General features: G+C 69.6%; 25 protein-coding genes. 19 read left to right on the top strand and 6 right to left on the bottom strand.

Annotation, left to right across the window (positions count from 1 at the left end):
- The 4 genes from treY to M4D77_RS10585 all read right to left on the bottom strand — a co-directional run.
- Positions 1-2368: malto-oligosyltrehalose synthase (treY, locus tag M4D77_RS10570; RefSeq protein ID WP_259936180.1), on the bottom strand; the 2368-nt coding region annotated here is incomplete at its 3' end.
- Between the two features lie 5 nt (positions 2369-2373).
- Positions 2374-4965, bottom strand: coding sequence for a glycogen debranching protein GlgX (gene glgX, locus M4D77_RS10575; protein WP_396266574.1), 2592 nt, complete (start codon positions 4963-4965; stop codon positions 2374-2376).
- Positions 4966-5081: 116 nt separating this feature from the next.
- Complete coding sequence (locus M4D77_RS10580) at positions 5082-7259, bottom strand: acyltransferase family protein (protein WP_259936181.1); 2178 nt, start codon at positions 7257-7259, stop codon at positions 5082-5084.
- 159 nt (positions 7260-7418) lie between these two features.
- Entirely contained in the window at positions 7419-7976 is a 558-nt protein-coding gene (locus M4D77_RS10585; RefSeq protein WP_055476563.1) for a TetR family transcriptional regulator, read from the bottom strand.
- 130 nt (positions 7977-8106) lie between these two features.
- On the opposite strand from M4D77_RS10585, the gene M4D77_RS10590 reads away from it, so the two are divergent.
- From M4D77_RS10590 to M4D77_RS10615, 6 genes are read left to right on the top strand one after another with little or no spacing between them, the layout of a single operon-like run.
- On the top strand, positions 8107-9435 hold the full coding sequence (locus M4D77_RS10590; RefSeq protein WP_247449494.1) for an adenosylmethionine--8-amino-7-oxononanoate transaminase: 1329 nt from the start codon (positions 8107-8109) through the stop codon (positions 9433-9435).
- A complete protein-coding gene (locus M4D77_RS10595; protein WP_226513526.1) occupies positions 9432-10631 on the top strand; it encodes an 8-amino-7-oxononanoate synthase in 1200 nt (399 codons plus the stop codon). Before M4D77_RS10590 ends, M4D77_RS10595 begins: the two co-directional genes overlap by 4 nt.
- Positions 10628-11539 (top strand): ATP-dependent dethiobiotin synthetase BioD, encoded by a 912-nt coding sequence (bioD, locus tag M4D77_RS10600; protein ID WP_259936182.1) that lies wholly within the window; start codon positions 10628-10630, stop codon positions 11537-11539. Before M4D77_RS10595 ends, bioD begins: the two co-directional genes overlap by 4 nt.
- A 41-nt stretch (positions 11540-11580) precedes the next feature.
- Positions 11581-12618 carry a biotin synthase BioB gene (gene bioB / locus M4D77_RS10605; RefSeq protein ID WP_226513525.1) on the top strand — a complete coding sequence of 346 codons (1038 nt, stop codon included), beginning with the start codon at positions 11581-11583 and terminating at the stop codon, positions 12616-12618.
- A 33-nt stretch (positions 12619-12651) separates the two neighbouring features.
- Positions 12652-12891, top strand: a complete 240-nt coding sequence (locus M4D77_RS10610; protein WP_055476568.1) for a hypothetical protein — start codon at positions 12652-12654, stop codon at positions 12889-12891.
- Positions 12888-13484 carry a DUF2567 domain-containing protein gene (locus M4D77_RS10615; RefSeq protein ID WP_259936183.1) on the top strand — a complete coding sequence of 199 codons (597 nt, stop codon included), beginning with the start codon at positions 12888-12890 and terminating at the stop codon, positions 13482-13484. The genes M4D77_RS10610 and M4D77_RS10615 overlap by 4 nt, the downstream gene beginning before the upstream one ends.
- Here the strand turns inward: M4D77_RS10615 and M4D77_RS10620 are convergent.
- Complete coding sequence (locus M4D77_RS10620) at positions 13447-14175, bottom strand: NrtR DNA-binding winged helix domain-containing protein (RefSeq protein WP_259936184.1); 729 nt, start codon at positions 14173-14175, stop codon at positions 13447-13449. The two genes, M4D77_RS10615 and M4D77_RS10620, sit on opposite strands and share 38 nt — an antisense overlap.
- Before the next feature lie 353 nt (positions 14176-14528).
- Positions 14529-15302 (bottom strand): type I methionyl aminopeptidase, encoded by a 774-nt coding sequence (map, locus tag M4D77_RS10625; protein ID WP_165629925.1) that lies wholly within the window; start codon positions 15300-15302, stop codon positions 14529-14531.
- A gap of 101 nt (positions 15303-15403) precedes the next feature.
- Between map and M4D77_RS10630 the strand changes: the two genes are divergently transcribed.
- The 13 genes from M4D77_RS10630 (at position 15404) to hisI (ending at position 25557) form a co-directional block, all read left to right on the top strand.
- Complete coding sequence (locus M4D77_RS10630; RefSeq protein WP_055476572.1) at positions 15404-15664, top strand: helix-turn-helix domain-containing protein; 261 nt, start codon at positions 15404-15406, stop codon at positions 15662-15664.
- Positions 15661-16167 carry a DUF1990 family protein gene (locus tag M4D77_RS10635; RefSeq protein ID WP_159371014.1) on the top strand — a complete coding sequence of 169 codons (507 nt, stop codon included), beginning with the start codon at positions 15661-15663 and terminating at the stop codon, positions 16165-16167. The genes M4D77_RS10630 and M4D77_RS10635 overlap by 4 nt, the downstream gene beginning before the upstream one ends.
- Positions 16168-16362: 195 nt before the next feature.
- Positions 16363-17436 (top strand): quinolinate synthase NadA, encoded by a 1074-nt coding sequence (gene nadA / locus M4D77_RS10640; RefSeq protein ID WP_055476574.1) that lies wholly within the window; start codon positions 16363-16365, stop codon positions 17434-17436.
- Entirely contained in the window at positions 17433-18362 is a 930-nt protein-coding gene (nadC, locus tag M4D77_RS10645) for a carboxylating nicotinate-nucleotide diphosphorylase (protein ID WP_259936185.1), read from the top strand. Before nadA ends, nadC begins: the two co-directional genes overlap by 4 nt.
- A 202-nt stretch (positions 18363-18564) precedes the next feature.
- Positions 18565-19908 (top strand): histidinol dehydrogenase, encoded by a 1344-nt coding sequence (hisD, locus tag M4D77_RS10650; RefSeq protein ID WP_259936186.1) that lies wholly within the window; start codon positions 18565-18567, stop codon positions 19906-19908.
- Positions 19905-21050 carry a histidinol-phosphate transaminase gene (locus M4D77_RS10655; RefSeq protein WP_259936187.1) on the top strand — a complete coding sequence of 382 codons (1146 nt, stop codon included), beginning with the start codon at positions 19905-19907 and terminating at the stop codon, positions 21048-21050. The genes hisD and M4D77_RS10655 overlap by 4 nt, the downstream gene beginning before the upstream one ends.
- Entirely contained in the window at positions 21047-21685 is a 639-nt protein-coding gene (hisB, locus tag M4D77_RS10660; RefSeq protein ID WP_055476578.1) for an imidazoleglycerol-phosphate dehydratase HisB, read from the top strand. The genes M4D77_RS10655 and hisB overlap by 4 nt, the downstream gene beginning before the upstream one ends.
- Positions 21682-22323 (top strand): imidazole glycerol phosphate synthase subunit HisH, encoded by a 642-nt coding sequence (gene hisH / locus M4D77_RS10665; protein ID WP_068970342.1) that lies wholly within the window; start codon positions 21682-21684, stop codon positions 22321-22323. The genes hisB and hisH overlap by 4 nt, the downstream gene beginning before the upstream one ends.
- Positions 22320-22655, top strand: coding sequence for a hypothetical protein (locus M4D77_RS10670; RefSeq protein ID WP_068970343.1), 336 nt, complete (start codon positions 22320-22322; stop codon positions 22653-22655). The genes hisH and M4D77_RS10670 overlap by 4 nt, the downstream gene beginning before the upstream one ends.
- Before the next feature lie 80 nt (positions 22656-22735).
- Positions 22736-23479, top strand: coding sequence for a bifunctional 1-(5-phosphoribosyl)-5-((5-phosphoribosylamino)methylideneamino)imidazole-4-carboxamide isomerase/phosphoribosylanthranilate isomerase PriA (priA, locus tag M4D77_RS10675; protein ID WP_058251759.1), 744 nt, complete (start codon positions 22736-22738; stop codon positions 23477-23479).
- Complete coding sequence (locus M4D77_RS10680) at positions 23479-24345, top strand: inositol monophosphatase family protein (RefSeq protein WP_259936188.1); 867 nt, start codon at positions 23479-23481, stop codon at positions 24343-24345. Before priA ends, M4D77_RS10680 begins: the two co-directional genes overlap by 1 nt.
- On the top strand, positions 24342-25115 hold the full coding sequence (gene hisF, locus M4D77_RS10685) for an imidazole glycerol phosphate synthase subunit HisF (RefSeq protein ID WP_058251761.1): 774 nt from the start codon (positions 24342-24344) through the stop codon (positions 25113-25115). Before M4D77_RS10680 ends, hisF begins: the two co-directional genes overlap by 4 nt.
- 40 nt (positions 25116-25155) lie before the next feature.
- On the top strand, positions 25156-25557 hold the full coding sequence (hisI, locus tag M4D77_RS10690) for a phosphoribosyl-AMP cyclohydrolase (RefSeq protein WP_058251762.1): 402 nt from the start codon (positions 25156-25158) through the stop codon (positions 25555-25557).
- Positions 25558-25575: the final 18 nt, after the last annotated feature.

Here is a 25575-nt window from a genome sequence, read left to right on the forward strand (position 1 = left end):
CCACGGGGTGTTCGGCACGGGCCGAGGCGAGGTCGACCTTTCCCTCGTACACCGATCCCGTTCGGTCGTCGCGCCACCGGACGCCCGGCGGCAGGGTGATCGACGTCGCGGCCGCGGCATCGTGGTCGAGGCTGTGGGTGAACCGGGCGGTCACCACGACGACCGAGGGGGCCTCGCCGGTGCCGCGCACGAACGCCACGGTGTGGTCGGCGGCCGGACCGTCGGCGGTCAGTCGCTGATAGGTGCCCGCAACGCCGAACGCATCGGGATGCGCGGTTCGGACACGGAGAGCTGCCTGGACGAGTCGGGTCTTCGGGTGCTCGGTCGACCGGCCGAAGTCGACCGGTCGTCGATTGTCGGGATCGACGAGGGAGTCCTCCCACCACTCGGTGCCCTGATAGATGTCGGGGACCCCGGGCCCGAGGATCGCGATCGCCTTGCGCGCCAGCGCTTCCTGCTCCCACGCCGGTCCGATGCGGTCGACGAGTTCGGCGACCGAGGATGCGACGTCCCCGCTGGTGACCTGGCCGATCCAGGTCTCGACTGCGGTCTCGAACTCCTCGTTCACCTCGGTCCACGTGGTGCGCAGACCGGCCTCGCGAGTCGCCTTACGGGCGTACTCGATCAACCGGCCCCGCAACTCGTCGGTGACCGGGGCGCCGGTGGGCCAGACCCCGACGATGTTCTGCAGGAGGAAATAGCCGGTCAGGTCATCCGGCACGTCGGTCTCGCGCCAGACCTTGTCGACGAGCTGGGACCAGCGGTCGGGAATCTGGGCGAGCACCGCGATCCGCGCGCGCACGTCCTCACCGCGTTTGGTGTCGTGCGTCGACGTGGCCGTCATGGCCAGCGGCCACCGCGCGGCGCGCTCGGCGTTGTGCTCGTGGAAATCGGCCAGCGACATGACGGGATTCGCGGGATCGCCACCGACCTCCTGGGCGGAGACGAGCCGGGCCGTCCGGTAGAACAAACTGTCCTCGACGCTCTTCGCGGTCACCGCCCCGCAGGTCTGCGCCAGCCTCGATGTCGCCTCGCCGGGCACCGCCGTCTCCCGCACGATGAGGTCGATCGCGGCACGCAGTTCGGGCTTCGCCTCGGCGATCCCGGTGGCGACGGCGAGCAGACGTGGACGCAACGACGGGTAGTCCGCCCGGTAGACCCCGAGCGCGGCGATCAGTTCGGCGCAGGCGGTGGCGATCACGTCCGGATCCGAGGCCGGTGATCCCTCGACGCGCGCGGTGACGGCGCGTACGAGACGTCTGAGCTCCGCCGGGAACGACTCCCGCACGGTGCGGAGTTTGCGATCGTGCTCGGCGGCCTCCACCCACCGCGCGTCACCGCTCTCGCCGGTGATCCGTTCGTGTAGCTCGGTGAGCTGGGCGACGCCGGCCGGCGCCACGAACACGGCATCGATCACGCGCATGTGGTCGTACCCGGTGGTGCCCTCGACCGGCAGGGTCGGTTCGAGGGGCTCGTCCGGCGCCAGGATCTTCTCGATGTACAGGAGACGATCGTCCCCGACGTCCGCGCGCAGCCGGCGCAGATAATCCTGGGGGTCCCACAGACCGTCCGGATGATCCACGCGCACACCATCGATGAGGTCGGCGTCGAGTAGCTCACGCAGCCACTGGTGCGTCGCGTCGTAGACCTCCGGGTCCTCCTGGCGCAGACCGGCGAGTTCGTTGACCGTGAAGAAGCGCCGGTAGCCGATGAGGCCGCTGTCCCACGGCACGAGCCGATAGTGCTGGCGGGAGTGGACCTCTTGCGGTGTGCCGCCGGCGCCGGGAGCGGAGCGAGCGGGCCGAGTGTCCCCGGCGCCGGGAGCGGAGCGAGCGGGCCGAATGTCTCCCGCGGTGCCGGGGGCGATCGGGAACGCGTGATCGTAGTACCGCAGATTCCCGTGCTCGTCGATCTCGAGTGGGCTCAGGTCCCCATCGGCGGCGACGATCGGCAGGGCCAGCTTCCCGTCGGCACCGTTGTCGTCGCTGAAGTCGGCGTCGAAATAGTGTGCGTAGTCCGATGTGGGCCCGTGGCGGAGCAGGTCGGCGAACCACGGGTTGGCGAGCGCATCGGCGACTCCGGTGTGGTTCGGGACGATGTCGATGATCAGACCCAGACCGCGTTCGGCGGCGGCGGAACGCAGTGTCCGCAACCCGTCGATCCCACCCAGCACGGCGGAGACCGCCGGCGGCGGCAACCAGTCGTAGCCGTGCGTCGACCCGGCCGACGCCGTGCCGATCGGGGAGAGGTAGACGTGGCTGATCCCCAACTCGGCGAGGTGGTCGAGATGTGCTGCGGCATCGGCGAATCCGAAGTCGCCGTGTAGTTGGAGCCGGTACGTTGCGCGCGGGGTCGGACGATTGCCCATAGGAGTCACGAGGTCTTTCGCAGGACCAGGACGGAGCGGGCACCGACGGTCACCGACTCGCCGGCGGAGGCCGTCAGTTCGGTCTCACCGACGGGATGCGTCGTGTCCAGTTCGCCGACCCACTCGTTGCCGTACCACGTCGGCGGGAGCGTGAAGTCCAGGTCCTCGTAGTGGGCGTTGAAGCAGATGAAGAAGGAGTCGTCGACGACCAGCTCGCCGCGTTCGTCCTTCTCGCCAAGTCCGTTTCCGTTGAGGAACACGGCAAGGCTCTTGCCGAACCCACTGTCCCAGTCCTCGGAGGTCATCTCCTGGCCGGCCGGCGTGAGCCAGGCGATGTCGAGTGCCTGGTCGCCCCACCTGATCGGCTTCCCGCCGAAGAACTTTCGGCGCCGGAACACCGGATGCCGGGTGCGCAGCGCGATGGCCTTGCGGGTGAACTCCAGCAGGTCGGCGTTCTCCTCGGCGAGAGTCCAATCCATCCAGGACAACTCGGAGTCCTGGCAGTAGACGTTGTTGTTGCCCTGTTGGGTACGCCCGATCTCGTCGCCGTGCGCCAGCATCGGCGTCCCCTGCGACAGGAACAGCGTCGCCAGGATGTTCCGCTGCTGCCGCGCGCGGAGGGCGTTGATCTCGGGATCGTCGGTGGGTCCCTCGACTCCGCAGTTCCACGACCGGTTGTGGCTCTCGCCGTCCCGGTTGTCCTCACCGTTGGCCATGTTGTGCTTCTCGTTGTAGGACACCAGGTCCCGCAGCGTGAAACCGTCGTGCGCGATGACGAAGTTGATGCTCGCGAGCGGCCGTCGGCCGGTCGCCTCGTACAGATCCGACGATCCGGTGAGCCGGGAGGCGAACTCGCCCAGGGTGGACGGCTCGCCGCGCCAGTAGTCGCGGACGGTGTCGCGGTACTTGCCGTTCCATTCGGTCCAGAGCGGCGGGAAGTTGCCCACTTGGTAACCACCCTCGCCGATGTCCCAGGGCTCGGCGATCAGCTTCACCTGACTGACCACCGGGTCCTGCTGCACCAGATCGAAGAACGCGGACAGCCGATCGACGTCGTGCAGTTCGCGGGCCAGCGTGGACGCGAGGTCGAAACGGAAGCCGTCCACGTGCATCTCGAGGATCCAGTACCGCAGCGAATCCATGATGAGCTGCAGCGTGTGCGGATGACGACCGTTGAGGCTGTTGCCGGTTCCGGTGTAGTCCATGTACATCTCGGGATCGCCGTCGACGAGCCGGTAGTAGGCGGCGTTGTCGATGCCCCGGAACGACACGGTGGGTCCGAGGTGGTTGCCCTCGGCGGTGTGGTTGTAGACGACGTCGAGGATGACCTCGATGCCGGCGTTGTGGAACTCACGCACCATCGCCTTGAACTCGGTCACCGCGCTGGCCGGCTGGTCGGGGTTCGACGAGTACTCGATGTGCGGTGCCAGGAATCCGAAGGTGTTGTAGCCCCAGTAGTTTCGGAGACCCTGATCGCGCAGGACGAAGTCCTGCATGAACTGGTGCACGGGCATCAGTTCGATGGCGGTGATGCCCAACTCCTTGAGGTGGTCGATGATCACCGGATGGCACAGCCCCGCGTACGTGCCGCGCAGGTACTCGGGGATGTCGGGATGGGTCGCGGTCATGCCCTTGACGTGCGCCTCGTAGATGACCGTCTGGTGGTACGGACGATTGGGCGACCGGTCGTTCTGCCAGTCGAAGTAGGGGTTGATCACCACCGAGACCATGGTGTGCCCGAGTGAGTCCAACTGCGGCATCGGATTGACCGGCTCGGGATCGGGGATGTCCTCGTGCTCCGCGGGCGCGGCATCGCCGTCGGACTCGCCTGCCTCCTCGGCGGGATCGGCCGCATCGCCCGCCTCGGCGGTCGGCTCGTCGGCATCGTCGACCGCGCCCTCGTCGGTCCCGCCACCGCCGGTCCCGGTGTCGGCGGCCCCGGTCTCGGGGGTTGCGGATGCGTCGTCGTCGACCGCCGATTCGTCGGTGTCCTCGGGCGGCGTCGGGAGCGGGTAGGAGAACAGCGATGCGTCGCCGTCGAAGTCGCCGTGGAAGGCCTTGCCGTACGGATCGAGCAGGAGTTTGCTCGGGTCGCAACGCAATCCCCGCGACGGGTCGTACGGCCCGTAGACGCGGAAGCCGTAGAACTGGCCGGGACCGACGTTGGGCAGGTAGCAGTGCCAGCAGTAACCGTCGACCTCTTCGAGCCGGATCCGACGCTCGTGGCCCTCGCGGTCGATCAGGCACAGCTCGACGGCTTCGGCCACCTCGGAGAACAGCGAGAAATTCGTTCCCACACCGTCATAGGTCGCGCCGAGGGGGTATGGAGTACCCGGCCACACCGGGATCGGGGCCGGTTCCGGTTGGACCAGCGCCTCGGCCTGGATCGGGTCGGACGGCATCGGTACGGGGTCGGCGATCGTCTTGCCGCCGCTCGGGGGTGCTGCCGTCGTCGAGGTGGTGTCGGACTCCGGTGCGCGGGGCTCCGAGGGGGAGCCGGGATCGGCGGTGGAATCTGAATCGGGAGTGGAGTCGGGATCACCCGGCTGTTCACCGGGGGCCGGCGGTCCGGTCTTACCCGCCTTCGACGACGTCATGGGTCGACCCTAGTCGCGTTGCCGCGGACGGTCATCTCAGGACGCGGCCGGTCGGGTCAGATGTGGGCTGCCCCACCCACCGCTCCCGGAGGAAGCCCGCAGCTCGCCGTGGGCAGTTACGGCACCGTGGGACCGGCCCACGGCAGTTGCGCCTCCATCTGGCGCCCCAGCTCGTCGGTGAGGCTGCGGACATAGGTCGCACTCAAGTGGTGCGGGTCTTTGTAGACGGTGATGTTGCCGACGATCGCCGGGCACCGCTCGGCGTCGCAGATGCCGTCGGACATGTCGAGGCGGTGGAAGTCGGGTCGCGTGGCGGCCAACTCCGCCGCCGGGTCCTCGGGTGAGAGGACAGCACTGCGGCGCGACCCGCAGCTCTCGGCGTCGCCGCCGTCGGCGAGGCAGATCGGGGTGTCGATGGTGCCCTTCGCGTTCTTCGGCCACGGGGTGTCCCGCATGCCGAACACCGGCACCCCGGCGTCGAGGAAACGGTCGAAGATCGGCACGTAATCCGGTGGCACCCAGTCGCCGGGTTCGTAGTCCCGCGGTCGCGTCGAATTCGTCAGCACCGCGTCCGGCTTGTCCGCGATGACGCGGTCGATGACGCGCTGTCCCCAGTCGTAGCACTCCGGGTAGGGCACGCCGCGCTGTTTGGGTACCCGGTTCGTCGACAGCGGGCACCCCATCTTGAGGTAGGTCTTCACCTTGAAACCGTTGCGCTTGCCGAGGGTGTCCAGCGCCGAGATCCACATCTCGGCATGCGATCCGCCGGCGAGCGCGATTGTGCGCGTCGCGGTCGGATCGCCGTAGGTGCCGACGTGGATCTCGTTGTCGGTGAAGTCGCTCATGTACCCGTCGGTGGAGGTCTCGGGGAAGTCCTTGATGACCTCCAGCGCCGACGGTTGTGGGTCGAGGGCGGGCACCGGCCAGCCGTCGAGCAGTGCTCGGGCCCCCGGGTACGACCTCGGGTCGAGGTTCTTGGTGTCGACGACGATGTTCGCGACGTGCCGCTCCCACACGGTGATGCCGACGCCGGTGACGAGCGTCGCCACCACGAGGATCGAGGTGACGACCGACGTGTACGACAGCCACCGCGACCGTCCGTCGCGGCGGCCGCGGCTCAGCGCCGAACGATCGCCGCCGCGCAGCGGGTCCTCGATGTAGCGCTTGGTGAGCCACGCGAGCCCGACCGACGCCGCGAGGATGAGCACGCCCTCGACGAAGTTGGCATGGTTCTTGTCGCGCCAGGTCAGGTAGAAGATCAGCAGCGGCCAGTGCCACAGGTACAGCGAATACGCGATGGTCCCGAGCCAGACCGGCCACCTGCTCGCGAGCCAGCGGTTCGTGACGGGCATCTCGGTGGCCGCGGCATGGGACCCCCGAGGTGGCTTCTGCAACGCCGTCGCGCCCGCCCAGATGATCAGCAGCGTCGCGCCGACCGGCACCAGCGCCATCGGACCGGGGTAGGCGTTGACACCCTCGATCCAGAACCCGCAGCTGACGATCAGCGCGAGCGCGAAGACGGTCGCGATGTTGCGCAGCCAGTTCGGGATTCGCAGGGACGGCAACCAGATCGCGAGCAGGCCGCCGGCCAGCGGTTCCCACAGACGGGAGATCGTGTCGTAGTAGTTGTACGGCTGGTTGATCGCCAGGCCGCGGTGCGCCCAGTAGAACGAGGCGAGCGCGACGACCAACACCGCGCCGCCGACGAGGAACCTGATGACCCGCGGGTCGGCGAACGGCCGGGCGACGCGGGCACCGACCTTGAGCAACGCCGCGAACGCGAGGGCGACGAGCAGGGTCAGGACGAAGAACTGGCCCTGCACCGACATCGACCAGATGTGCTGCAGGGGGCTGTTCGCCGAACTCGCGGCGAGGTAGTCCTGGGAGTTCTGCGCGAGATACCAGTTCTGGTAGTACAGCGCGCTCGCGATGACCTCGCGGCCGACATTGGCCCACCGGGTCTGCGGGAGGATCAGCAGGGTCAGCACCGTGACCGCGATCAGGACGGTGAGCAGCGCCGGCAGCAGCCGTTTGAGGAGACGTTTGAGCCGTGGCCACGGGTTGAGCGTGTCGCGGAAGGAGACGTGCGGAGCCTGGCTCGTGATCGCGTGCCGCAGCAGCGACCCGACGAAGAAATATCCCGAGAGGGTGAGGAAGACGTCGACGCCGCCGGAGACCTTGCCGAACCACACGTGGAAGCAGGCGACGAGGGCGATGGCGATACCGCGCAGGCCGTCGAGGTCGGTGCGGTATGCGGGCGTCGTCGGCGTCGAGGGGGACGACTCCGGCGCCACTACTCGCGTCGTCGATGCCACAGGGCGTGTTCTTTCCGGTGGGGGACAGATCGGTCTCGGGGCCGGGATGACCGGCTAGCAATGTACTCGCCGAAGCTGTGAAACACCGATTCGGACGACCGCGACACTCGCGCACCGGTCTGCGGGGCCGCGCGGGGTTCACCGCGAGCGGCGCGTCCGGGCTCCGTCGAGGATGATGGCCAGCCCGTCGCGGAACTCGCCCGCGAAGTCGCGACCCGACGGCCCGGTGACACCCAGACGCTCCATCTGCGCGCGCGTCTGTTCCTCGATGGTGAGCCCGATGACCAGCTGACACAGTGCGGTGCTGACCGCCTCGGCGTCGCGGACGGACAAACCGCCGGCCGTGCCGGCGGCGATGATGTCGGCGGTGATGGCCTTCGACGACAGGCCGCTGGCCCAGCTCGACGACACGACCTCGGCACTGTCGGGAACTCCGAGGAGCGCGCTGCGCATGTCGGTCGCGAGCAGATCGAGGCGCTCGTCCCAGGCCAGCGAGGTGTCGGGGATGGCGACCGCGCCGAGGATGTCGTCGGCGAGTGCGGCCAGCAAGGTCTGCTTGTTGGGAAAGTGCCAGTACAGCGCGTTGGGACGGACGCCGAGTTCGGTGGCGAGGCGTCGCATCGACAGGTCGGCCAGGCTGTGCTCGCCCAGGATGTCGCGGGCGGCGCGCAGAACGTCGGTGCGACTGTTGCTCACCCGCGTCAGCGTAATGACCCGGCAGTGGGCATCGAACCCCGGGCCTGTACAGCGTTCAGGATTCCCTGTACGGTGTTCAGGGCCCTGGACGGTGTTCAGGACTGCCTAACGACAGGCCGGGAGGTGCCTCATGGATCACGACGCGATCAGTCGCATCGATGCCGACCACATCTGGCACCCCTACGGTGCGCTGCCGGCGGCCACCCGGCCGTTGGTCGTGGCCTCGGCCTCGGGTGTCCGCTTCGAACTCGCGGACGGCCGATCGGTGGTCGACGGGATGAGCTCCTGGTGGGCGGCGATCCACGGTTATGGACACCCCCGACTCGACGCCGCCGCGGCGGCTCAGCTCGGTCGGATGTCGCACGTCATGTTCGGCGGTCTGACCCACGAACCGGCCGCCCGGCTGGCGCAGCTCCTCGTCGAGATCACCCCGGCCGGCCTGGAGAAGGTGTTCTTCTGCGACTCGGGGTCGGTGTCGGTCGAGGTGGCGGTCAAGATGGCGCTGCAGTATTGGCGCAGCCGCGGTCGGTCCGGCCGCACGCGTCTGCTCACCTGGCGTGGCGGCTACCACGGCGACACCTTCACCCCGATGAGCGTCTGCGATCCCGACGGCGGCATGCACGCGATGTGGAAGGGTGTCCTCGCACAACAGATCTTCGTCGACGCCCCGCCGGCCGAGTTCCGGCCCGAGTACGTCGCCGAGTTCGAGCGCACCGTGCGCGCGCATCGCGACGAGCTCGCCGCGGTCATCGTCGAACCCGTGGTCCAGGGCGCGGGCGGCATGCGATTCCACGACGCGGCATATCTGCGTGCGCTCCGGGAGATCTGTGACCGCCACGACGTCCTGCTGATCTTCGACGAGATCGCGACCGGATTCGGCCGTACCGGAACGTTGTTCGCGGCCGACGCCGCCCCGGGGGCCGAGGCGGCGCCGGGCGCCGGCGTCGCGCCCGACATCATGTGTGTCGGCAAGGCGCTCACCGGTGGCTACCTCACGCTCGCCGCGACCCTGTGCACGTCCGAGATCGCTCAGGTGATCAGTGCGGGGGAGGCGGGCGGACTCGCGCACGGCCCGACCTTCATGGCCAACCCGCTGGCCTGCGCGGTGGCCGTCGCAGCGATCGAACTGCTGCTGGAAACGCCCTGGGCCGAGCGGGTCTCGGCGATCGAGCGAGGGCTCCGCGACGGACTCGAACCGCTGCGTGATCGCCACGGCGTCGTCGATGTGCGGGTCCTCGGCGCTATCGGCGTCGTCGAACTCGATCGCCCGGTCGACATGGTGGCGGCCACCGACGCGGCCGTCGAGGCCGGGGCATGGCTGCGGCCGTTCCGCAATCTCGTCTACACGATGCCGCCGTTCATCTGCACACCCGAGGACATCGGGGTGATCGTGCGCGGAGTGTCCGCTGCCGTGCATGCCACGGTCGGCGATCGCGAGCCGGCAGTGGTGCGGTCATGACTTCGATTCAGGTGCAGCCGGATTCGAGGGTCGACGGCGATGCGCGGGTCAGCGGCGGGGGAGAGATCGGTCTGGCGTGGCTGGCCGGCGCCGCCCGTGCGCGCGCCGAGGCCGGCCTGCATCGCAGCCCACACGTCCGCAGGGCGGCCGGAGACGAGATCAACCTCGGTTCCAACGACTACCTCGGGTTGTCGACCCACCCCGCAGTGATCGCGGGTGCGCGGGCCGCCGCGGAACGGTGGGGAGGTGGCTCGACGGCGTCGCGCCTCGTCGTCGGCACCACCCAGGCACACGTCGATCTCGAGCACGATCTCGCCGACTTCCTCGGATTCGATGCGGCACTGGTCTTCTCGTCCGGTTACCTGGCGAATGTCGGTGCGATCACCGCGCTGGCGACACGCGGCGACCTGATCGTCAGCGACACCGGCACCCATGCGTCGCTGATCGACGGCTGCCGGTTGTCGCGTGCCCGGGTGGTGGTCGTCGACCGCGGCGATCACGAGGCGGTCCGGCGGGCCCTCGCCGAACGTACCGAGGCCCGGGCGCTCGTCGTCACCGATTCGGTGTACAGCATCGACGGTCAACCGGCGCCGGTCGCGGATCTGTATGCCGCGGCACGCGCGCACGGGGCCGTCCTGCTCGTGGACGAGGCCCACGCTCTCGGGGTACGTGGTCCGGGTGGTCGCGGACTCGTCGCCGAACAGGGACTTTCGGGTGCTCCCGATCTCGTCGTCACGACCGTGCTGTCGAAATCGCTCGGCGCGCAGGGCGGTGTGGTCCTCGGGTCGGAGCTGCTGCGCTCGCACCTCGTCGACTGCGCCCGCACCTTCATCTTCGACACCGGCCTGAACCCGGCCGCGGTCGGCGCCGCGCATGCCGCCCTGACGATCCTGCGGGCGCAACCCGGGTTGCCGGACCGACTGCGCGACAACGCCCGTCGCCTGGCGCTCGCGTGTGGCGTCGAAGAGCCCGCCGCGGCGGTCATCGCGATCGTCGTCGGGGATCCGCAACGCGCGGTGGCGGCTGCTGCCGCGTGCCGGGACCGTGGCGTCCTCGTCGGGTGTTTCCGTCCGCCCTCGGTCCCGGTCGGGACTTCGAGGCTGCGGATCACGGTGCGCGCCGACCTCGATGCCGCTGCCCTCGACCACGTGGCCGCCGTCGTCGACGCCGCTCTGCGCGAAGTCGGTGCACGGTGACCGCCGCACGCCGCGGCAGGGTCCTCGCCGTCACCGGGACCTCGACCGACGTCGGGAAGACCGTCGCCACCGCGGCACTCGCCGCCGCCTGCCTGCTCCACGAGGTGGCCGACCCTCTGCTCCCTGAGGTGGCCGACCCCCTGCTCCCTGAGGTGCGAGGAGCGCAAGCGTCTGCCCATCCTCTGCTCCCTGAGGTGCGAGGAGCGTTAGCGTCTGCCCACCCTCTGCTCCCTGAGGTGCGAGGAGCCCTGGCGACGAGCCACGAAGGGCGCGTCGCCGTATGCAAACCCGTCCAGACCGGCGTCGGTCCCGACGAACCCGGCGACCTCGCCGAGGTGCAACGCCTGGTTGGCGACGTCACCGCGGTCGAGCTCTTCCGCTACCCGGAACCCCTCGCGCCCGACACCGCCGCGCGCCGTGCCGGGATGCGATTGGCCGATCCGGCGGTGATCGTCCGCGCTGTGGACGATCTGGCCGCGTCACACGACCTGACCCTCGTCGAGGGTGCCGGCGGAGTGCTGGTGCGGCTGGGGGAGTCGGCCACGATCCTCGACATCGCCGCGGCGACCCTCGTTCCCGACACCGTCGACGGTGTGGTGGTCGTGGTGGCGCCGGGGCTGGGCGCGCTCAATCACGCCGAGCTCACCGTGAACGCGGTGCGGGCGCGCGGTCTGCGTCCCGCCGGACTCGTGATCGGTTGGTGGCCGGACGATCCCGACCTCGCGATGCGGTGCAACCGCACAGACCTGCCGCGGGTGACCGGCGTGCCGGTCGTCGGGGTCCTGCCCGCCGGCGCCGCGCACCTCGAAGCCGACGAGTTCCGCCGCCACGCAGCGTCGTGGTTCGACGACGAGTGGCTCGCGACCCTTTCTCCCAGCCATCCGGAACAGCTCGTCCGGACGCCGTAACACGTTCCCGCAGCGGAACAATCATCCAAGGACTATCACCAGTGACCCAGGCAACAGTCGACGCCGCCACCTCGGCACCGGCGTCGGACGACATCCTCGCCATCGCCCGTGACCAGGTGCTCGACCGCGGCGAGCCGCTCGATCAGGAGCAGGTTCTCCGGGTTCTGCGGTTGCCCGACGACCGGCTGACCGAACTGCTCCAGCTCGCCCACGATGTGCGGATGCGCTGGTGCGGGCCCGAGGTCGAGGTCGAGGGCATCATCTCGCTGAAGACCGGCGGGTGCCCGGAAGACTGCCACTTCTGTTCCCAGTCCGGACTTTTCGCCTCGCCGGTGCGCAGTGCATGGATCGACATCCCCTCCCTGGTCGAGGCGGCCAAGCAGACCGCGAAGACCGGTGCGACCGAGTTCTGCATCGTCGCGGCGGTCCGCGGTCCCGACAAGCGGCTGCTCAGTCAGGTCGCGGCGGGAATCGAGGCCATCCGCAACGAGGTCGACATCCAGATCGCGTGCAGCCTGGGCATGCTCACCCAGGATCAGGTCGACCAGCTCCGCGACATGGGCGTGCACCGTTACAACCACAATCTCGAGACCGCGCGCAGCCACTTCCCGAACGTGGTGACGACCCACACGTGGGAGGAGCGCTGGGACACCCTGCGCATGGTCCGGGAGGCGGGCATGGAGGTCTGCTGCGGCGGCATCCTCGGTATGGGCGAGTCCCTGGAGCAACGGGCCGAGTTCGCCGCCGAACTGGCGACGCTCGAGCCCGACGAGGTGCCGCTGAACTTCCTGAACCCGCGCCCCGGCACCCCGTTCGGCGATCTCGACGTGCTGCCGGCCGCGGAGGCCCTCAAGTCGGTGGCTGCCTTCCGTCTGGCGCTGCCGCGCACCATCCTGCGCTTCGCCGGCGGTCGTGAGATCACACTCGGCGACCTGGGGGCCAAGCAGGGCATCCTCGGCGGCATCAACGCCGTCATCGTCGGCAACTACCTGACGACCCTCGGCCGGCCCGCCGAGGACGATCTCGATCTCCTCAGTGATCTGTCCATGCCGATCAAGTCGTTGAACGACACGATCTGACGGGTTCGTCGCAGTGATGGGTAGCGTGTTCTCATGATCGACACCGTCCCGGGTCCTCTCGCCGAGCCGTGCCGGTTCGGTGTGTTCACCGGACTCGAACTGGAACTGCAGGCTCCCGACGCCGTGCCGCCGGCTGCCCGGTTGGGTCTCGAACCCCCTCGCTTCTGTGGCCAGTGCGGGCGCCGGATGGTGGTCCAGGTGCGGCCCGACGGATGGGATGCCCGCTGCTCGAGGCACGGGACGGTCGACTCGTCGGAGCTGGGTCGCCGGTGAAACCGCCGGTCCGCACGGTCTCGCGACTGGCCGCGGTCACCGTCGGCGTGGCCCTCATCGGCGTCGTCGCCGGGGCGGTCTGGGCGCTCCTCACCCCGCCGACCACCGGCGTCGTGTTCGAGGGTCTCCGTCGCGAGGACATCCCCGCCGACTTCGCCGGCGTGGGCGCCTTCGCCCTGACGATGTTCGCCTACGGCGCGGTCACGGCCATCGTCGTGTGGTTTGCGGCCCGGACGTGGCGCGGGGTCGCCGGATTCGTGTGGCCCGCCCTCGCGACGGTGGCAGGTTCGGCGCTTGCGGCGTCGGTCGGGATGTGGGTCGCGGGCCTGCGGTTCGACGACGATCCGACCGCACTGCCGGTCGACGCCGTCTACCGGGTCGCGCCGGAGCTGTGGCTCGACGGCGCGACGCGGTCCGGCTCGAGCGAGCCGTGGACGCTGCTCATCTGTGCCCCGTTCGCGTTCGCCGTGGTGTACCTCGTCTGCGTGTTGTCCTCGCGGACAGCCGATCTGGGCGTCGGAGATCTCGAGTCCGACGAGCCGCCGGCGGACGTGGTCACATCGGTGGGCGCAGCGTCGCGAACTCATCCGTGACGCGTAGCTCCTTCTCCGCGAAGGCGTAGAGCGCCGGCGGGCGACCCCCGTTACGGCCGGTCTTGCCGACGGTCCCGGTGGCGACCACCACCGCGCGCCGGCTCAGGATGCGGAGCAGGTTGGTCGTGTCCACGGGATAACCCAGTGCGGCGCAGTAGATCTCCGACAATGCCGACATCGGGAACCGGGCGGGGGCCAGCGCGAACGCGATGTTGGTGTAGGAGAGTTTGGCCGCAAGTCGATGCCGGGCGGTCTCGACGATCCCGGCGTGATCGAAGGCCAGGGGCGGTAATCCGTCGACGGCGAACCAGCCCGCGGCGTCGGGGGGTGTCGCGTCGGCGTCGGAGGGCACGAGGCCCATGTAGGTCGACGCGATGGTGCGGACCGTGGGCACCCGGTGCGGGTCGGAGAAGACCGACAGTTGTTCCAGGTGCGCGATCTCACGGACGTCGAGCGCGTCCGCGACGAGCCGGCGTGCGCTCGCCGACAACGTCTCCTCGGCGCCGACCCCGCCGCCGGGAAGTGTCCACACGCCGTCGGCGGACCGCGACAGCAGGACACACAGCGACGGGTCGTCGGTGTCCGACGTGTTCCGGGTCTGGGGTACGCGGATCTGGAAGACGACGCTCAGGACTTCCACCCGGAGGGTCGCACCGTCGGCGATGGGTGGCTCGGACCCGGCGGATGGCATGCGCCCGATTGTAGGGTGCGCCCTGCTGCTGACCCCCGCTGGTTGAGTTGGAGCCCCCGGCTGGCGCCCCTGCTGGTTGAGTCGACGCCTCCCTGCTAATTGAGCCAGTGCCCCACCTGCTAATTGAGCCGGTGCCCCCCGCTGGTTGTGCTGGTGACCCCCGGCTGGTTGTGCTGGTGACCCCCGGCTGGTTGTGCTGGTGACCCCCGGCTGGTTGTGCTGGTGCCTCCGCTGGAGGAGTCGGCGACCCCCTGCTGGTTGAGCCGGCTCCGAGCGAAGCCGCCGGGCCGAGTAAGCGACGAAGGAGCGCGTCGAGGTCGAGGCGCCGTGTCGAAGCCACCTGGTGACCTCGACTACCCGCCCCCGTGCGAGGTGAGGACCAGCGCCTCGCCATCGGTGACGGCGATCGTGTGTTCGCTGTGCGCGCCGCGGGAGCCGTCGAACGACCGGATGGTCCACCCGTCGGCGTCGAACTTGATGCGCTCGGAACCGAGCGTGAACCACGGTTCGAGCGCGAGGGTCAGGCCGGGGCGTAGTTTCATGCCGCGTCCGGCCCGGCCCACGTTGGCGACGTGGGGATCCTCGTGCATGGTGCGGCCGAGTCCGTGTCCGCCGAACTCGGTGTTGACCCGATACCCGTGTGCGGCGGCGACCGCTCCGATCGCGGCCGAGATGTCGCCGAGCCGACCGCCCGGACGAGCGGCGTCGATGGCTGCGGCCAGTGCTTCTTCCGTGGCCGCGACGAGGCGCTGATCGTCGGGCTGTGGGGTGCCGACGATGACGCTGCGCGCGGAGTCGGCCACCCAGCCGTCGATGGCGACGGCGATGTCCATCGAGAGCAGGTCTCCGTCGGCGAGGACGTAATCGTGCGGGAGTCCGTGCAGGACAGCGTCGTTCACCGACAGGCAGATCACATTGCGGAACGGGCCGCGGCCAAAGGACGGCGAGTAGTCCCAGTAGCAGGACTGAGCACCGCGGTCGTTGACGAGCTTCCGCGCGCGTTCCTCGAGCTCGAGGAGGTTGACCCCGACGTCGGCGCGTCCGGCGAGGTCGTCGAGGAGATCTGCGATGAACGCCCCCGTCACTCCCATGGCGGCCACCTCGGCAGGCGACTTCAGTTCGACCATTCCCGTCCTCTCGTGGTCATTGCGTTCTTTCGGATCGCTGGTCGGTATACAAATACCACCGCGTCTCGGTATTTGTATACCGGACCCGCTAGGATCGCCACATGGTGCGTAACCCCCTGACCCCGGAACAGATCGCGGCCGGCCGCCGGCTCGGCGCCCGTCTCCGCGAGTTGCGCGGCGACCGTCCGCTGGGCGATGTGGCGTCGGGCGCGGGTATCTCGCCGGAGACCCTGCGCAAGATCGAGACCGGACGCATGCCGACGCCCGCTTTCGCCACGATCGCGGCGCTTGCTCGCGCGCTGGGTACCTCACTCGACGATCTGGCGCTCGTGCTCGACGCCGAGGTGGCACGAGTCGGGTGACCGCGAACCGATCGGATCTCACCTATCCCGAGGTCGGCGCGACGGCCGGGACGCTCCCGCCCGGTTACCACCATCTGCGCCGGTCACGGGTCATCGGCTCGGGATCTGCCTGCTTCGCCACGGCCGGCCGGCGAATCATGAACTGGGACATGCATCGTCATGCCGGCTTCGGTGTCGACGAATCGACCCCCGCGGCCACTGTCGGCACCGACGTCGACCTGCGCGCCGGTCTCGGCCCCCTCGCGATCACCGCACGGTGCCGGGTCGTCGAGGTGATCGACGCCCCGCGCGAGCGCGGCTTCGCGTACGGCACGCTGCCCGGCCATCCCGAGATCGGCGAAGAGCGCTTCTGGGTGGAATGGCTCGACGACGGCACCGTGATCGGGCATGTCGTCGCGTTCTCGCGTCCGGGGCGTTGGTTCACGCGTCTGGGCGGGCCGATCGGGCGGGTTGCGCAGTCGCGATTCACCGAGCGCTACCTCGACGCTCTGATGTGTGGCTGAACTCGTCGTCCGCCTGGATCGCGGGCCGAGAACGCCGGCGACGAGGTCATGGGAATGCCGTGAGTGTGGCGAATGTTACGATGCATAGCGTTTTCGACCATGAGTCGAAAACCTGCCTCGGACACACGGCCCGTGATCTGGGGAACCAGCGTCCCGGGGACGGAACTCGTCGCCGGGTAGCCAGAGGAGTGGCACATGAGCATCACCAGTGATCGCCTCACGTCGATGACCGCGCCCGCAGTCGAGGACTCGGCGCTCGTCGATGCGACGTGGTACGACGCGCCGGGCGGTTACACCGGCGTGGAGCCGACGCAGGAGTGGGCGGACGAGGTCCGCCGCCTCGCCAAGGCGCGCAACGCGACGCTGCTCGCGCACAACTACCAGCTCCCAGCCATCCAGGATGTTGCCGACCATGTCGGCGACTCTCTTGCCCTCTCGCGGATCGCCGCCGAGGTCGACTCCGACGAGATCATCTTCTGCGGCGTCCACTTCATGGCCGAGACCGCCAAGATCCTGAGCCCCGAGAAGCGGGTCCTGATCCCCGACGAGCGCGCCGGATGCTCGCTCGCCGACTCGATCACCGCGGACGAACTCCGGGCCTGGAAGGCCGAGTTCCCCGATGCGCTGGTGGTGTCCTACGTGAACACCACCGCCGAGGTGAAGGGCCTCACCGACATCTGCTGCACGTCGTCGAACGCGGTCGACGTGGTCGCGTCGATCGATCCCGACCGCGACGTCCTGTTCCTGCCGGACCAGTTCCTCGGCGCGCACGTCAAGCGCGAGACCGGCCGCGACAACATCCACATCTGGGCGGGCGAATGCCACGTGCACGCCGGCATCAACGGTGACGAGTTGACCGCGCAGGCGAACTCGCACCCGGACGCCGACCTGTTCATCCACCCCGAATGCGGTTGCGCGACCTCGGCGCTGTATCTGGCCGGCGAGGGTTTCGTTCCCGAGGAGAAGGTGAAGATCCTGTCGACGGGCGGCATGCTCGACGCCGCGCGCGAGACCGGCGCGAAGCAGGTGCTCGTCGCCACCGAGGTCGGGATGCTGCACCAGTTGCGCAAGGCCGCACCGGGCGTCGACTTCCAGGCGGTCAACGACCGGGCATCGTGCCCCTACATGAAGATGATCACCCCGGCGGCCATGCTCCGGTGCCTGCGGGAGGGTCGCGACGAGGTGTTCGTCGACGCCGATGTCGCCGAGAAGGCGCGCAAGAGCGTCGAGCGCATGATCGCGATCGGCAATCCCGGATCGGGCGAGTGAGCAGCTCCACCCCCTCGACGACGGCCCCGGCCGGCGGCTTCGTCGGCCAGGCCGCGGGCGGTGAACTCGGCGCCGCGGTCACCGACGAGGTCCGCGCGTTGATCCGCACCGCGCTCGACGAGGATCTGCGATACGGCCCCGACGTCACGAGCACGTCCACGGTCCCCGCCGACGCGGTCGTCGACGCGGCGATCATCAGCCGCGCGCTTGGTGTGATCGCCGGCGTGCCGGTGGTCGAGGCGGTCTTCGACGAGGTGATCGGGGCGGGCGAGTACACGATCACGTCGCGCGTCGACGACGGAACCCGCGTCGAACCCGGCACCGTCGTACTCGCCGTCCACGCTCCGACGCGAGCGCTGCTGACCGCGGAACGCACGGCGCTCAACCTGATCTCGCACCTGTCGGGGATCGCCACGACCACCGCGGCCTGGGTGGCGGCGGTGGAGGGTACGGACGCCCGAATCCGCGACTCGCGCAAGACACTTCCGGGTCTTCGGCATCTGCAGAAGTACGCGGTTCGTGCCGGCGGGGGAGTCAACCATCGGATGGGGCTCGGCGACGCCGCCCTCATCAAGGACAACCACGTCGTTGCCGCGGGTTCGGTCGCCGCGGCGCTGGAGGCGGTCCGGGCGGCGGCGCCGGGCCTACCGGTCGAGGTCGAGGTCGACTCGCTGACCCAGCTCGACGAGGTCCTCGGACTCGAACCGCAGTTGGTCCTGCTGGACAACTTCGAGCCGTGGGAGACCCAGATGGCCGTCCAGCGCCGCAACACACGGTCGCCGGGCACCAAGCTGGAGAGCTCAGGAGGCCTGTCGCTCGACGTCGCGGCCGACTATGCCCGCACCGGCGTCGACTACCTGGCCGTGGGCGCCCTGACGCACTCCGTCACCGTCCTGGACCTCGGTCTGGACATCCCGGCCCCCTAGGTCGCTCGGCTACCCGCTGTCGGTGCGGACGTCGGCGTCGGACAACTCGGTTCTGGCCACCGGCCGCGTGAAGGACGGGGGCAGATTCTTCCGCATACCGGATCGAACTGCCCCGACGTTCTCGGTGACAACCCGCACCAGAAACCCGCTGGCACCCGACACGTATCCTTGTCGGGTACATCAGCAGCCACCAGGAGAGATCATGCTCGCCCGAATTGACCTGCGCGGTAGCACGCCGACACTCGCCGAGTTGCGTCGCGCGCTGCCCCGCGGGGGTACCGATGTCAATGCCGTCCTCGACACGGTGACACCGGTCGTGCATTCGGTGGCGGAGAACGGGAGCAGCTCTGCGCTCGACTATGGCGAGAAGTTCGACGGTGTCCGCCCCGCGTCGGTGCGGGTGCCCGCCCAGGTCATCGCCGATGCTCTGGCCGGGCTCGACCCGCAGGTTGCCGAGGCGCTGCGCGAGTCGATCACCCGCGCCCGCAAGGTGCACGCCGACCAGCGCCGGGAGACCACCCGCACCCAGGTCGTCGACGGCGGCGTCGTCAGCGAGAAGTGGATTCCGGTGCGCCGCGTCGGCCTGTACGTCCCGGGCGGAAACGCCGTCTATCCGTCGTCGGTCATCATGAACGTCGTCCCCGCCCAGGAGGCCGGCGTCGGCTCGCTGGTCGTCGCCTCGCCTCCGCAGAAGGACTTCGGCGGGTGGCCGCACCCGACCATCCTCGCCGCCTGCGCGCTCCTCGGCGTCGACGAGGTGTGGGCGGTCGGCGGTGCCCAGGGAGTGGCCCTGCTCGCCTACGGTGGCGCCGACACGGATTCCGCGGACGAGCCGAATGCCGTTCTCGACCCCGTCGACCTCATCACCGGCCCGGGCAACATCTACGTCACAGCGGCCAAGCGTCAGTGCCGCAGCGTGGTCGGCATCGACTCCGAGGCCGGACCCACCGAGATCGCGATCCTCGCCGACGACTCGGCGGACGCGGGCATCCTCGCCTCCGACCTCATCAGCCAGGCCGAGCACGACGTCCTCGCGGCGTCGGTGCTCGTGACCGACAGCGCCGAACTCGCCGACGCCGTCGACGAAGCTCTCGAGCAGCAGGTCGCGGCCACCAAGCACCGCGAACGCGTGACCACCGCCCTGTCGGGCGAGCAGTCGGGCGTCGTTCTCGTCGACGATCTCGACGCGGGGCTCGCCGTCGTCGATGCCTATGCGGCCGAACACCTCGAGATCCAGACTCGCGATGCGGCCGCGGTCGCCGACCGGGTGCACAACGCGGGCGCGATCTTCGTCGGGCCCTATGCTCCCGTCAGCCTCGGTGACTACTGCGCGGGCTCCAATCACGTTCTGCCGACCTCGGGTTCGGCCCGTTTCGCGTCCGGTCTGTCAGTACAGACGTTCCTCAAGGGCGTTCATGTCATCGACTACGACGAGGCCGCGCTGCGCGAGGTCGCCGACAAGGTGGTGACCCTCGCCGACGCCGAGGACCTGCCCGGTCACGGTGATGCGGTGAAGCAGCGCTTCGTCGGGAGCGCGGGCCGGTGACGACCGCCGATCCGGTGACGGCAACCCCGGGCAGCTCGATCACCGTCGACGACCTGCCGCTACGTGAGAACCTCCGTGGCAAGAGCGCTTATGGCGCACCGCAACTCAGGGTTCCGGTGATCCTCAACACCAACGAGAACCCGCACGCGCCGTCGCCGGCCCTGATCGGCGATGTCGCCGCGTCGGTGCGCGAGGCCGCCGCTGAGTTGCACCGCTATCCCGATCGCGATGCCGTCGCCCTCCGTGCCGACCTCGCCGCCTACCTGACCCGGGCCACCGGTGTGCAGCTCGGCGTCGAGAACCTGTGGGCGGCAAACGGTTCCAACGAGGTTCTGCAGCAACTGCTGCAGGCCTTCGGCGGTCCCGGCCGCAGTGCGCTCGGGTTCGTGCCGTCGTATTCGATGCATCCGATCATCTCCGACGGCACCGACACCACCTGGCTGGTCGCGGCGCGGGCGGGCGACTTCTCACTCGACACCGACTACGCGGTCGCCGAAGTCGCGAACCGCGAACCGGACGTCGTCTTCGTGACCTCGCCCAACAACCCGACCGGCGGTTCGATCCCGCTCGCGGACCTGCGTCGCATCGTCGAGGCGGCTCCGGGCATCGTGATCGTCGACGAGGCCTACGCCGAGTTCTCGGCGGCTCCGAGCGCCGTCGAGCTCATCGACGAGTTCCCGGCCAAGGTCGTCGTCAGCCGCACGATGAGCAAGGCCTTCGCCTTCGCCGGCGGCCGGCTCGGCTACCTCGCCGCAGCGCCCGCCGTCGTCGACGCGATCCAGCTGGTGCGGCTCCCGTACCACCTGTCCGTGCTGACCCAGGCCGCCGCGCGAGCCGCGCTGCGCCACAGCGACGACACCCTCGCCGGCGTCGCCGCGATCCGGTCCGAACGCGAGCGCGTGGTCGCGGCGCTGACCGCCTTCGGGTACCGCGTCATCGACTCCGACGCCAACTTCGTGCTGTTCGGACGGTTCCGGGATGCTGCGGCGTCGTGGCAGCGTTACCTCGACCAGGGCGTCCTCATCCGGGACGTCGGCATCGCCGGTCACCTCCGGGTGACCATCGGTCTCGCGCATGAGAACGACGCCTTCCTCGACGTCAGCCGCACGCTCGCCACCACAGATCTGGAGAACCCTCAGTGAGCACCCCCTCTGCGACCAACCCCGCGCCCCGTGTCGCGAAGGTCGAACGGAGCACCAGGGAGTCGTCGATCTCCGTCGAATTGAATCTCGACGGCACCGGCGTGACGAACATCTCGACCGGCATCGCGTTCTTCGATCACATGCTCACCGCCTTCGGTCAGCACGGCAGCTTCGATCTCACCGTCGAGGCGAAGGGCGACATCGAGGTCGAGGGCCACCACACCATCGAGGACACCGCGATCGTGCTCGGCCAGGCTCTCGGCCAGGCGCTCGGCGACAAGAAGGGCATCCGTCGCTTCGGCGATTCCTGGATCCCGATGGACGAGACCCTCGCCCAGGCCGTCGTCGACGTGTCGGGCCGCCCGTACTGCGTCCACACCGGCGAGCCCGAGCACATGCTGACCGCCGTGATCGGTGGCTACCCGGGTGTCCCGTACTCGACCGTCATCAACCGGCACGTGTTCGAATCGATCGCGCTCAACGCGCGCATCGCGCTGCACGTGCGGGTCCTCTACGGCCGTGACCAGCACCACATCACCGAGGCGGAGTTCAAGGCCGTGGCCCGCGCGTTGCGCGCGGCGACCGAGTACGACGCCCGCGTGACCGGTGTGCCGTCGACGAAGGGCGCGCTGTGAGCGTCGCCGACGTCACGATCCTCGACTACGGCTCGGGCAACCTGCGGTCCGCGCAGCGTGCGCTCGAGCGGACCGGGGCACAGGTGACGGTCACCTCCGACTTCGACACAGCCCTGAATGCCACCGGCCTCGTCGTGCCCGGCGTTGGTGCGTTCGCCGCCTGCATGGAGGGTCTGCGCGCGGTCAAGGGCGACCGGATCGTCGGGCGACGACTGGCCGGCGGTCGACCGGTGCTGGGCATCTGCGTGGGCATGCAGATCCTGTTCGAGCGCGGCGTCGAGTTCGGCGTCGAGGCGGAGGGCTGCGGGGAGTGGCCGGGCAGTGTGACCCAGTTGCCCGCTCCCGTTCTGCCGCACATGGGCTGGAACACGGTCGACGCACCCGAGGGCACCGTGCTCTTCGACGGGCTCGACGCCGACACCCGTTTCTACTTCGTGCACTCCTACGCCGCGCAGACCTGGGAGATGGACAACGAGGGTTCGCCGCTGACCGCGCCCAAGCTGACCTGGGCCGAACATGGTGGACCGTTCCTCGCCGCGGTGGAGAACGGGCCGCTGTCGGCGACCCAGTTCCATCCCGAGAAGTCCGGCGACGCCGGTGCGCACCTGCTGGAGAACTGGGTTCGGGGACTCTCGTGACCGACGGCACGCCGCGCCCGGACGACGCCGGGTACGGCGACGGACCCGTCGGGCGACCGTCCGGGTCCGACGCGGCGGGCGCGTCCTCGGCGTCCTCCGGTTTCTCGATCGCCAAGCTCGCCTTCTACGCTCTCGGTGCGGGAGTGCTGGTCCTGATCGTGTCCGTCCCGATCATCGCGCTGTGTGCGCACTGGTCGCCGATCGCCGGACTGGTCGCCGCGCTGGTGGCGGTGGCGGCGATGATCGCCGCGATCGGTACCGTTGCCAACCGCATGGTCGACCGCGCCCGGACAGACCTGATCGCGGCGCGCGACGGTCGCCACACCGCCTGACCCGACCCCGATCACGTCCACCGCCGACTCGCCCGATCAAGAACCGCGCTCGATCCAGAACAGACAGGACAGATTCACCCATGGGTAGCACCCTCGAACTCCTTCCCGCCGTCGACGTCGCCGACGGGCAGGCGGTCCGCCTGGTCCAGGGCGCGGCCGGCACCGAGACGTCGTATGGTTCGCCGCGCGACGCGGCGCTGGCGTGGCAGCGGGACGGTGCGGAGTGGATCCATCTCGTCGACCTCGACGCCGCGTTCGGCCGCGGCGACAATCGCGAGCTGCTGGCCGGCGTGGTCGGTGAACTCGACGTGAAGGTCGAACTGTCCGGCGGTATCCGCGACGACGATTCGTTGGCCGCCGCCCTCGCCACCGGGTGCACGCGCGTGAACCTCGGTACCGCCGCCCTGGAGAACCCGGAGTGGTGTGCCCGCGCGATCGCCGAGCACGGGGACCGCATCGCGGTCGGTCTGGACGTGATCCGCGACGGCAGTTCCTACCGGTTGCGCGGGCGGGGCTGGGTCACCGACGGAGGCGATCTCTGGGAGGTCCTCGAGCGGTTGAATCGCGACGGATGCGCCCGCTATGTGGTCACCGACGTCTCCAAGGACGGCACGCTGCAGGGCCCGAACCTCGATCTCCTCGCCGAGGTCGCCGCGGCCACCGACGCCCCCCTCGTGGCCTCGGGCGGCGTCTCGGCCATCGACGATCTGGTCGCGATCGCCGGCCTCACCGGCCAGGGTGTGGAGGGCGCCATCGTCGGCAAGGCACTCTATGCGGGTCGATTCACGCTGCCGGAGGCGTTGACCGCGGTCGCCGGGGTCTGATGAGCGCGGCGGACTCCACCCTCGACCTGCCCCGGCTGCTCGACACCGCCGGGTCGATCCTCGACGCCGCCGTCGATCGCTTCGTCGACGGTCAGGGTGCGCCGAGTGCGATCAACAAGGGCGGCACCGACTTCGCCACGCAGGTGGACCTCGACCTCGAGCGCCACATCGGGGCCGAGCTCGCCGACCGGACCCAGATCCCGGTCCACGGCGAGGAATTCGGCGGCGCCGACGTCGTCGACGGTCCGGTGTGGGTGCTCGACCCGATCGACGGCACCTTCAACTACTCCGCGGGGATGCCGCTCACCGGGATCCTCCTCGGTCTGGTGGTCGACGGCGAGGCCACGCTCGGGATGACCTGGCTGCCGCTCGTGGGACGCCGGTACGCCGCACACGCCGACGGTCCGCTGCTGCTGAACGGTGTAGCCGTCCCGCCGGCCCCCGACATGGAACTCGCCGAGGCAGCCATCGCCTTCGGTCCGTTCGATGCCCGCGGCGGTGGCCGCTACCCGGGCGCGCGCCGGGCCGACCTCCTGCGCGAACTCAGCACGCGTGCCGCCCGGATCCGGATGACCGGGTCGACGGGTGTGGACATGGCGTTCACCGCGGCCGGCGTGTTCGGCGGGGCGATCGCCTTCGGCCGGCACCCCTGGGACAACGCGGCGGGAGCGGCGATGGTCCGGGCCGCCGGCGGTGTGGCGACCGACATCGCCGGCCGTCCGTGGACCGTGGCGTCGCCGTCGCTGGTCGCCGGTACCCCGACCGTGCACGCCGGTCTGATGCGTGTCATCGGCGAGACGATCCCGGAATGGACGGCAGACGTCATCACCCCAGAATCCACCACCCCGAAGGAGACCCGACGATGACGCTGGCGACCCGGGTCATCCCGTGCCTCGACGTCGACGACGGCCGCGTGGTCAAGGGCGTCAACTTCGCCAACCTGCGCGACGCCGGCGACCCGGTCGAGCTGGCTGAGCGCTACGACCGCGAAGGCGCGGACGAACTGACCTTCCTCGACGTGACCGCGTCGAGTTCGGGGCGCTCGACGATGATCGACGTGGTGAAGCGCACCGCCGATCAGGTGTTCATCCCGCTCACCGTCGGCGGCGGCATCCGGACCGTCGACGACGTCGACACCATGCTGCGCGCCGGGGCCGACAAGGTCAGCGTCAACACCGCGGCCATCGCCCGGCCGGAGGTGCTCGCCGAGATGAGTCGGCGCTTCGGTTCGCAGTGCATCGTGCTGTCCGTCGACGCCCGGACCGTTCCCGAAGGTGCGGAACCCACGCCGTCGGGCTGGGAGGTCACCACACACGGCGGCCGTAAGGGCACCGGGATCGACGCGGTCGAGTGGGCGGTCCGCGGGCAGGACCTCGGTGTCGGCGAGATCCTGCTCAACTCGATGGACGCCGACGGCACCAAGCAGGGCTTCGACCTGCGCATGCTGACGGCCGTACGCGCCGCGGTGTCGGTGCCGGTCATCGCCAGCGGCGGCGCCGGCCGCATCGACGATTTCGCGCCGGCGGTGCAGGCGGGCGCCGACGCCGTTCTCGCGGCCTCGGTCTTCCACTTCGGCGAACTCACCGTGGCCCAGGTGAAGACGGCCATGCGCGACGCCGGGATCACCGTCCGATGACACGCCGCGTCCCCTCCCGCACCGACCCGGAAGGTCGCTGATGGCACTCGATCCCGATCTCGCCGCACGCCTCAAACGCAACGCCGACGGCCTGTTCACCGCGGTGGCGCAGGAACGCAGCACCGGGACGGTGCTGATGGTCGCCTGGATGGACGACGTCGCGCTCGAGCGCACGCTCGCCACCCGGAAGGGGACCTACTACTCGCGGTCACGCCAGGAGTACTGGGTGAAGGGGGAGACGAGCGGGCACACGCAGTATGTGCACGACGCCCGCATCGATTGCGACGGCGACACCGTGCTGCTGATCGTCGACCAGGTGGGCGCGGCCTGCCACACCGGCAACCACAGCTGTTTCGACACCGAGTCGCTGACGTTCGGGATCGATGCGGCGCCGGGTTCCGGGGCCGAATCCGGGTCGGGCTCGACGGACCCAGCAGAATAGACCCCCGAGACACGAGTC

Origin of the sequence: Gordonia sp. p3-SID1431, from assembly GCF_025143765.1 — a bacterium.
Classification (GTDB): Bacteria; Actinomycetota; Actinomycetes; order Mycobacteriales; family Mycobacteriaceae; genus Gordonia; species Gordonia hongkongensis.